This window comes from Spirosoma sp. (genome assembly GCF_048594605.1).
GTDB lineage: Bacteria > Bacteroidota > Bacteroidia > Cytophagales > Spirosomataceae > Spirosoma.
Genome location: NZ_JBMDWV010000314.1, coordinates 1 through 9,408, shown reverse-complemented (window position 1 = coordinate 9,408; position 9,408 = coordinate 1). Strand labels below are relative to the sequence as shown.

At 40.5% G+C, this 9,408-nt stretch carries 7 protein-coding genes; 2 read left to right on the top strand and 5 right to left on the bottom strand.

The window, feature by feature from the left end; translation table 11 throughout:
• Positions 1–211: 211 nt before the first annotated feature.
• Entirely contained in the window at positions 212–556 is a 345-nt protein-coding gene (locus ACOJS8_RS18925) for a hypothetical protein (RefSeq protein WP_420150110.1), read from the bottom strand.
• Between the two features lie 197 nt (positions 557–753).
• On the opposite strand from ACOJS8_RS18925, the gene ACOJS8_RS18920 reads away from it, so the two are divergent.
• A complete protein-coding gene (locus ACOJS8_RS18920; protein WP_420150109.1) occupies positions 754–960 on the top strand; it encodes a hypothetical protein in 207 nt (68 codons plus the stop codon).
• Between the two features lie 158 nt (positions 961–1,118).
• Here ACOJS8_RS18920 and ACOJS8_RS18915 read toward each other — a convergent pair whose 3' ends face one another.
• Positions 1,119–1,520 carry a response regulator gene (locus ACOJS8_RS18915; protein WP_420150108.1) on the bottom strand — a complete coding sequence of 134 codons (402 nt, stop codon included), beginning with the start codon at positions 1,518–1,520 and terminating at the stop codon, positions 1,119–1,121.
• Between the two features lie 869 nt (positions 1,521–2,389).
• Between ACOJS8_RS18915 and ACOJS8_RS18910 the strand changes: the two genes are divergently transcribed.
• Positions 2,390–4,963 (top strand): tetratricopeptide repeat-containing sensor histidine kinase, encoded by a 2,574-nt coding sequence (locus tag ACOJS8_RS18910; RefSeq protein WP_420150107.1) that lies wholly within the window; start codon positions 2,390–2,392, stop codon positions 4,961–4,963.
• Between the two features lie 67 nt (positions 4,964–5,030).
• Here ACOJS8_RS18910 and ACOJS8_RS18905 read toward each other — a convergent pair whose 3' ends face one another.
• The 3 genes from ACOJS8_RS18905 to ACOJS8_RS18895 form a co-directional block, all read right to left on the bottom strand.
• Complete coding sequence (locus tag ACOJS8_RS18905) at positions 5,031–7,091, bottom strand: sigma 54-interacting transcriptional regulator (protein ID WP_420150106.1); 2,061 nt, start codon at positions 7,089–7,091, stop codon at positions 5,031–5,033.
• A 394-nt stretch (positions 7,092–7,485) separates the two neighbouring features.
• A complete protein-coding gene (locus tag ACOJS8_RS18900) occupies positions 7,486–8,514 on the bottom strand; it encodes a response regulator (RefSeq protein WP_420150105.1) in 1,029 nt (342 codons plus the stop codon).
• Between the two features lie 62 nt (positions 8,515–8,576).
• Positions 8,577–9,408 (bottom strand): sensor histidine kinase (locus tag ACOJS8_RS18895; RefSeq protein WP_420150104.1); only part of this gene is annotated, 832 nt, incomplete at its 5' end.

Here is a 9,408-nt window from a genome sequence, read left to right as displayed (position 1 = left end):
AGAACGAGCGTTCTAGCCTTGTGACAAACCAAAGCTAAATCAATACCCACTGCTTTTCCAAACGTAAAATCTGCCAGCTTGACAGTTTGAGTGAAATATGTGAGCGATCGGGATTAAAACGGTAACAGATGAAAGAGTCGGGTGATGAAACGGCATTACCGCTCAATGGACAAAACACAAAAAAGCCCTGTTTGAACAGGGCTCAATAACTTTACTCGGCTTCTGAGGCCTGCCTTGGCTTCCGGCCTCTTGGCTTGCCCGTGTAAGGTACCTTGGTAGCCGCTGCTTCAGGATCTACTTTTAGTTCAAAAGCAGTCGTGCCTTCATATTCGAAGAGACGAATTGTAAAGTCGTATTTTGTTTTAGTGAAGTCAACCCCGCTCCTCTTCAAGATAAAAGGTAATGCCAACGTATAGCTCTTAGCTGCTTTATTGAATGTGAAAGTTTCCTCATCTATACTACTTGGTACTAAATACAACGATTTGGCTTTGCGCTTGCCCTCGTCCATGCCTACTTTAATGGACGTTTTGTCTAGATCGACACCTATATGATCCACAGTCTTGGCTGGTAAAACGAGTTTACCCGCCGTGGAGACGTAACCGGTTAAAATTAGTTTAGCTGGCTTTGGGGCCTTTCCGGGCTTGGACGTAGTCTGTTGGTTTTCAGTGGGCGAAAAAAACGGATATTGGAGGCTTTCATTTACTTGTCTTTAAGACATTTACCAGCAAACAAAGGTAGGAAATTAAGTATTGAATGAAGACAAACCCCGAGTTCAAGCTGAACGACTTAGTGACGCTCATTAATCCGAAGGTTGCTCAAGAGTTAAAAGCGGCCAATGCTGATATCGACTGGCCAGTCCCGGTGATCAGTCAATATGGTCAGCGGGTACACTGCTGGAACAGTCAACGGCGTGAATTTACGATCACCCTCAGTGCGACTGAGATTAAGAAAGTAGACTAACCAGACTGTTACTACATCTTGTTGACCTATACGATAAAGAGAGAATGGTTAAAGACGACATCATAAACTTTGGCCCGTATGCCTGGCAAGTGCTGGCTGTTGAGGACGGCCGCAGGGCACTCCTTTTCTTCTGGTAAAAGCCCATAAGCTCAGTGTTTTCAATCTTTTGGGCCCCAAAGATTAACCAAACTTTGCACTAGCTTCGTAAGATGACCGAATTGAACCGGTTTGTAAACAAAAGCATTAGCGCCAGCATGATAGCATTTATCTCGATCCTCCTTAGAGGAAGAAGTTGTGCAAATTACGAATGGGATCGTTTTGAAAACGGATTGGAGTCGAAATTGCTGCAGCAGCTCCAGGCCATTTCGACGAGGCATATTTAAATCGGAGAGTACAAACAAGGGAAAAGGTGGAGCTTGTATGAAAAGTTGTGCTTCTTCACCGTCAACTGCAAAAACACGAGCAAGATCCGGACAAACTGATTCGAAAGCCTGATTTATTATCAATCGATCGTCTTCGTCGTCCTCGACAATTAAAATCCAATCCGAAATAGCCTTCATGTTTTTTAGGTTTGGTCGCAATCAGAATATTCTACAATCCCAATAAAGCCTTAAAATCATTGATAAGAATGGCGGATTTTCAAATTACTATATGCTGAAAATTACTACCCTAAGCATTATGAAAAAATAGACTACCTTCATATAGATGGTATTACTAAATCAAAGCATGTGCCATCGAATAAAATCTTCATTATGCCCCAAAACACGCTGTATACGTATTTTATCTTGGACGGCGACTAATTATTCTGTCGTATAAATCCAAATCTGAGCGTAACTCCAAAAAGTTAGTAATGTAAAATTGTACATAATTTCGAGTATACGGTTATCCTTAGTTCGCCAGCTTAATTAATTGTCCCATTCCAAATTTTCTGCGAATAGGAATTATAAATAATAGCAATAAAGAGACAGGGTACTAATTCCAGATCCCTCATAAATCTAGGCGAACATTTGAGTTTTGGAGCCAGAAGATATCTCCAACCGATCTACAGTTCTTTGGGTTACTCCAATAAGTTGGAGTAGCCCAATTTTGCCTTGCAAGGAATAGTTCAAAAAATCTCTCGGTTCTTCTTCCGATAGGATAATCCTCCTTGCGGTATACTACTTTACTTAAACTATCTAGTGCATTTTCAGAGCAAATTTTACCAGTTAAATGATCTCTAATGATCATTTGAAGCTCTAATAGGGCCATCAACAGGCATTCTCTCAAAATCTGTTTTGCATTATTAATCCATAATAAATCCCCCCTTAACTCATTTGAGAAAATGCTACAATCAGGGCTTGATTCTTGTAGGCCTATTTGCCTATGAATAACTGAACACCAAATTCTGTCTGTTCAATTAGTAGACTAATTTGTATAATCTTCCATTTATATGCCTTTGTGTGGATCGAGAGGTGTTCTGTTGTGTTTAGCATGGTTATTCCTATTTATAAGTTATGGTAAGGCTCAATCTTCTGCTTCAAGAGAAGAGGTGGATCGCCTTCTCAGATCGGTCACTAAAACCGTCACCGATACAAATAAGGTACGGACATTACTCCGCTTAAGCGAATTCTACTTAAGTAGTCCGATAGCTGATAAAGCATTGTCGGACAGTGCACGTCACTTTACTGAATTAGCAGAAATGTTAAGTCGCACAATCCACTTTAACCATGGAATTGACAAATCATTATATCTGAAGGCTATCTATCAACTTGAGCAGCAGAATAATGGAGAAGTTGCCCGCATCTCCCAGCAACTAAGTGATTCGAGCCGAATACGATTATTTCTCGAGCAAGGGAAGCGACTTCTTCGACCCACCCAACTTCGGTATGCCAAGCGCGATAGTGCTATTTACTTTTTCCAAAAGGCAGAACGGATTAGTCAATCAATTGGTCATAACCTTTTGGCAGAGGAGAGTCAGAATTTAATAGGAGTCGCCTATATCCTTGAAAAAGACTGGCCAAGAGCGAGGGCCAGTTTTATGAAGGTAATTCAGGCACGGCAAACAGCGGGGGATCGATCAGGGGAGGTTAAGGTATGGCTGCGAATGGCAACAACTACCTATTGCGATGATTGCCGGGAAAATATGAAAGCGTTGGAAAAAGGATTAACGCTAGCTCGTCAAATCAGGAGTAAGGCGCTGGAACTGTTGATTTTATTAGAAATGGGTTTCGAACACTTCCAATTAGATGGCGGAGAAACCTGGCGCGCAGATCAAAGAGCAGCCCAAGCCCTGGCAATCCAAAATGTCATTGGTTTCAGAGCATTAACAGCAGCCTATCGTAATCTGGCAATGTCAAGTGTTTACAATCGGCCGGGCGAGTATGGATATCTTTCCAACACAAATTACTTTCTGTCAGATTTAAGTCAGGCCAAGGGCGATTTAAATCAAAAATTGTTTTACATACTTCAGGTTGTAAAAGCCGAGGAGAAAAATGGGCAATCGGCTGAATTAGATTATGCCTATTTCAGATTAGGTAATGCTTATTTCGGACTTAATCAATATGAAAAAAGCTTAATGTATTATCAAAAATCACTGGTAATTAGCCGCCAGAAAAGTGAATTGACCATTCAAATTGGGCTTATCACTCGGATGGTAATTACCTTTCTAAAATTAGGAAAGCCTCAGGAAGCCTTACGATTTTTACAGACGATTTCAGGTAAAATCAAATACGTCACTTATGAAGATAATATTCTGCTCAATCAAAGTTATGGGGACTGCTACAGCGCCTTAAAACAGTATAAAAAAGCCGAACAGTACTACCTCGCTAGTGTAGCCTGGAGTAAACAGGTTGCCTTACAATTTCAGTGTTCTGCCTGGCAACGAATTAGTCAGTTTTATGTAGATAATGCTCAATTTAAAAAAGCAGATCCATTTCTTCATCATCTATTGTCCATATCGCAAAAACGAATAATTCCCAGCCAGCAGCTTGAAATCCAATTAATGCGTTTCAAAGTAGATTCGGCACAGGGTAATTATAAAGCAGCTATCAACCATTACCAAACGTATAAAAACTTAACCGATTCAATTTTTAATGAGAAAAAAAGCCAGCAAATTGCCCGGCTGACTATAGAATATGAAACCCAAAAGAAGGAACAAACACTTGCACTTAGAGAAAAAAATATAGACCTGTTAACGATTCAGAACAGGTCTCACCAGACGCAACGGAATGCGTTGATTGTGGGAAGTATTTTACTGTTAGCCTTACTGGGTTTAAGTTATAACCGGTATCGATTGAAGCAACTCAACAATAAACAACTCCTGGATCAACAGAAAATCTTACAAACTCAACATATTGAACTTCAGGCAAGACAGAAGGAAATCAATCAAAAAAATAGCAGCCTGCAACAATTACTAACCGAAAAAGAATGGTTATTAAAGGAGATCCACCATCGGGTGAAAAATAACCTGCAAGTGGTAATGAGCTTATTAAATACCCAGGCTAGTTACCTTGTCGACAACGCAGCTATTACGGCCATTCGAGAGAGTCAACACCGGGTGCAGACAATGGCCATGATTCATCAGAAACTCTATCAGTCTGAAGGCATGGCCCGCATAGACATGGGAGCCTTTATTCAGGATGTTGTGGTTTACTTACGTAATTCGTACAAACTTGACCAACAACATTCGTTCGAGTTAAACGTAGAATCGATCGATTTAGAGGTTACGCAGGCTATTCCAGTTGGTCTAATCATCAATGAAGCGATCACCAACTCCTTAAAGTACGCATTCCCAGTTGATAAGTCTGGAACCATCACAATAACGCTCAGGCGAATAGCTGAACTTTCCTGTGAACTGATTATTGCTGACAATGGTGTGGGCCTACCTCCCGGCTTTGACGTTTCGCAAAGCCGTTCATTAGGTATGACGCTTATTAAAGGCTTTAGTCAACAATTGGACGCTTCCTTAACCATAACAAGTGAAACCGGCGTGCTGATTAGCCTGATTTTTACTGAGGAAAACTAAAAGACTACCATCTCATAGTCAACTGCCTTTTTCCATTTGTTGCCCTTCTTTATCTGATATATAGGTTTCAATCGGGTGAAGGAGGATTCATGATCAATACCTTACGAATCCCCATTTTTTCCATTCGATATTCCAACGTAGTTGGTTTAAGGTTTAGCAGTTCAGCAGCTCCACCACTGCCACGGATTCGGCCGTTAGTTTGTTGTAAAACGGTCAATATATAGTTCCTTTCCACCTCCTGCTGGTTCTTTATTATGGATTCAAAATCAACGGGCAAACTTTCATTTCTACTAGACTGAGGAATTACTATGTGCTGGTTAGTTGGCTGATAGAGAGATTGGGAATCTCCTAATAACGATTTACCAAGTGATCGACCTAGCTCAATAGGATTTTGGCCAGAATTGAGAATTACGGCTTGTTCAATCACATTTTCTAGCTCCCGAATATTCCCCGGCCAATTATAGCTCAGTAAGGAAGGCATTACATTCTCGGCAAAGCCAATAAATGGCTTACCCTGTTTCTGGGCCATTTTTCGGGCGAAATACGTAGCTAGTAAAGGCAAGTCTGATAATCGATCTCGTAGTGGAGGAATAATAATTGGGTAGGTGGACAATCGGTAATAGAGGTCCAATCGAAACCGACCGGCTCGTACTTCTTCCTCTAGATTTCGGTTCGTGGCTGCAATCACCCGAACATCCGTTTTAATGGGTATTTTACCCCCAATTCGATCTATCTCTTTTTCCTGAAGAACCCGTAAAAGCTTGGCCTGTAATTCGAGGGGTAGTTCACCTATTTCATCCAGCATCAAGGTCCCTCCATGAGCCAGTTCAAACTTGCCAATTCGCTTTTCGAAGGCCCCCGTAAATGCCCCTTTTTCATGGCCAAAAAGTTCACTTTCGATCAGATTGGTAGGAAGCGCAGCACAATTTACTTTAATTAGCAGTTTCCCTTTTCGCGAAGAAGATTGATGAACAGCTCTAGCTATTAATTCTTTTCCCGTTCCGCTTTCCCCTAAAAGGAGAACTGTCGTATCGGTATGAGCGACTTGATTAACCAGCCTGAAAACAATTTGCAGGGGCTCACTGGTGCCAATGATCTCCTCAAAATCAGTGAATTTCTGAACTTCCTGCTGTAAATAAGAATTTTCCTGCTTTAGTTTTTCACTAAGTCGGGCAACCTCCTCATAGGCAAGAACGCGTTCAAGCGTTAAGACTAACGGCTGCTCAAGACGTTCAAGGAGCGCCTGATGAGTTACTTTAAACGCATCAGGATTTCGACTTAGAAAGCAAAGCAAAAATTGATCACCATTGCTCAATTGTAATGGGGCAACTATAGCGCTTACCAATCGAAATGATTTTGCCAGGATTTGAATAAATGGATCCTTCCGTTTTAACTCGTCAAAACTCTCAAAGCAATAGCGAGAAAATTGTTCAGGGAAGTAGGTAATCTGTTCCTGAATATCATTGGTTCGTTTATCACCGGGTAACTGGAGAATATCCTCTAAAGTCAAGACATTAAATTCCTGATAGCCAACCCGGTAAAAATTAAAACTTGAACTTCTTCCCCGCTGTTGGTAGCGAATCGTTAAGAAATCAAAGGGAATATAAGGTTGAAATAGCTGAGCAATCGTTGTGAGTCGGTCAGTCCAGTTTTCTGAAACAGATAGGGCCTCCGAAAGATCTATTTGTAATAGTTTTTCCTCACGAAGTTTTACTTCAACACTATGGGCTTGTTTGTAGCGACTGATCGAAATAGCCGTTAAAATATCCTGTTCTCTAAACGGTTTAACAATGTATCCACTTGGTTGAGTAGCGTTTACGGCCTCTAATACACTTGGATTGTCATTAGCCGAAATGTAAATAAATGGAATGCCTAGTTCTTCCAGCTGATGGGCTAAATCAATACCTGTTTCCTGACCTTTTAGATAAATATCCAATAACACCAGCTTCGGCTGGTGTTGGCTGATCATATTAATTGCTTTGCGCATCGATGTAGCAATACCGAGCACATCATACCCATTCTGCTCCAGTATGAGCTGTAAATCGTTTGCGATGATATACTCGTCCTCGACAATTAAAATTGTATAGGGCTCTGGCAAGCTTTGGCCAGCGATTGAGGAAGTATGCATAGACTTTACAGTTTGGGCTACTGAGAAAAGAGGATAAGTTAGTACGACAACAACTATACCTTTTATTACCTAGTAGGTGTTCATTATTAAATTCGCATACCTTGCTTACGAAAAGCATTATTAAAAAATTACAAAAATTTTCAATTCACTCTATTCTACACCTTGCTCAATATTCATTGTTGTGATAATTCACAAAAAAATGCTCCAGGAAATTAATAATTATCCAAAAAATTGGAGTTCTCCAAATTGAATCCTAAATAGGCCGTGAATAGCAACTGAGGTTAAATCCTGCACTGTGAGCCATGAAATAGGTCATTTTGTATACAGCCTGATAACTTTTCCCAAGGCTATTATTTGTTTTGTTATTAATCACGAATCAACTTTTAGGAAGTAACTATTCATCCTGCTTACTCAGCTTTTGGCGTAGAGACACATTTTCTTCGTGTAATCGGGCGGTCTGCTGTATGATTTGGTCATACGCTAGTATCTGATCAACTGCAAGGGTTAGTGCAGATTTCAATTGGTCCAATAGTGCCCAATGCTGTTCCTGGTAAAATTGATCATGTTGACTATAAAAATCGAATAAAAACTGGCCACAATTCGCAGTATAAATGGATGTATTGAGATTGGATTTATACTCGTATGTATTGATAATGAGCTCTTTAATTGAATGGTGGATGTATCGAGTAGTATCGCTATCACTATTTGCGAAAGATGTCGACGTGTTCTTATAGATTTGTGGCAGCGGGTATTTCTCCTTCTCAGTTTGGTCTTTTTCGACCGTAAATACTGAAATTGGAACAAACTTAAATTCGTCTTGTGAGATCCTCATGTAACAAGTTGATCTCTGGAATTCAGAAAACGGCTTCCTGTCAAAGGTAATTTGAATAAAATCGAACGGTATGTGCGTCTGAAAATATGCAAGTAGCTTAAGCAACCAATTGTCCCAATTACCTGGTTCAGCAATTGTACTGAGCAAATTGATTTGTTGTTCCTGCCTTTGACAGCGTTGATTTTCAAGGCTTAACGCATGGCGATAGTATGCTATTTCCAGTGCTACCAACACATCCTTCTCTCGAAAGGGCTTGACTAAAAAACCAAACGGTTTCGTCATTTTAGCCTCTTCTAATACACTGGTATTTGTGTTCGCCGAAAGGAACACAAACGGAATCTGATGAGTACTGAGGTAACGAGCCAGATCAATACCTGTTTCTGGTCCTTTCAAATAAATATCAACTAGTACGAAATCTGGACGTTTTAGCTTAGTCAACTCTAGTGCTTTAGCAACACTTAGCGCAATTCCACTGACTATATAACCGGCTCGTTCCAAAATGAGTCGTAAATCGTTCGCCACAGCGAACTCGTCCTCAATGATTAAGATGGTCTGGGATATCGGATGCTCATTCAATTGATTTAAAGACATACTGCTTAGGGATGTTGAAACTCATTTGCACGTACTCATTCTTAGGCAAGACATGCAATTGATTAGCCATCGGTCAACTCTTTTGAAAAAAGTAAATGAACAAGTAATCCGTTATCATTCTTTATCGTCAACTCACCGCCTAGTTGCATACTGAATCCATGCATGAGTGTCATTCCCAACGAAGGTTTATGGGATGTAGTTGGATTGAGTGGGAGCCCAATACCGTTGTCAGCTATAGTTAGTTCAAATTTATTGGACTCAATAGAACGAAACGAGACCCTTATTTCACCGGGTCTTTCAGTAGGAAAGGCATACTTTAAAGCATTAGTAATCGCTTCGTTAATCAATAAGCCAACTGGTATGGCCTCGGTAATAGTCAGGTGAGTTTCCTGTACGGCTAAAGAGAAGGTTACCGGTTGAGGCAAGTCGTAAAAGTCGCGCAGGTAGGTCACAATTTCCTGAATGTACTGGCGCATATCAATGTGATTGACGTTGTCAGATTGATATAGATTCTGATGGATCAACGCCATTGCCTGCACCCGATGTTGACTGACTTGAATGGCGGATAAGGCTGCCTTATCCGACAAGTAGCTTGCCTGTGAATTTAACAAACTCATGACAATTTGAAGATTGTTCTTTACCCGATGGTGGATTTCCTTGAGTAACCATTCTTTTTCGGTCAGCAAAATTTGTAGGGTGGAATTTTTGTGATCAATCACTTTCTGCCGATCTACTAATTGTTGATGACTCGTTTGTTTAAGTTGAAACCGATTGTAGACTAATCCTAAGAGGATTATCAACATGACTGCTCCGGCAATGATAAAATTTCGAGTCGTTTGGGCTTTTTGTAAAGCTATTTCTTTAAGTCTTGCCTGCTGATTTAGGTGAATAATT

Bases quoted from the DNA above. Each gene is read 5' to 3' on its own strand.
- ACOJS8_RS18910 (WP_420150107.1), top strand. From the start codon at position 2,390: ATGCCTTTGTGTGGATCGAGAGGTGTTCTGTTGTGTTTAGCATGGTTA.
- ACOJS8_RS18905 (WP_420150106.1), bottom strand. From the start codon at position 7,091: ATGCATACTTCCTCAATCGCTGGCCAAAGCTTGCCAGAGCCCTATACA.
- ACOJS8_RS18915 (WP_420150108.1), bottom strand. From the start codon at position 1,520: ATGAAGGCTATTTCGGATTGGATTTTAATTGTCGAGGACGACGAAGAC.
- ACOJS8_RS18900 (WP_420150105.1), bottom strand. From the start codon at position 8,514: ATGTCTTTAAATCAATTGAATGAGCATCCGATATCCCAGACCATCTTA.
- ACOJS8_RS18920 (WP_420150109.1), top strand. From the start codon at position 754: ATGAAGACAAACCCCGAGTTCAAGCTGAACGACTTAGTGACGCTCATT.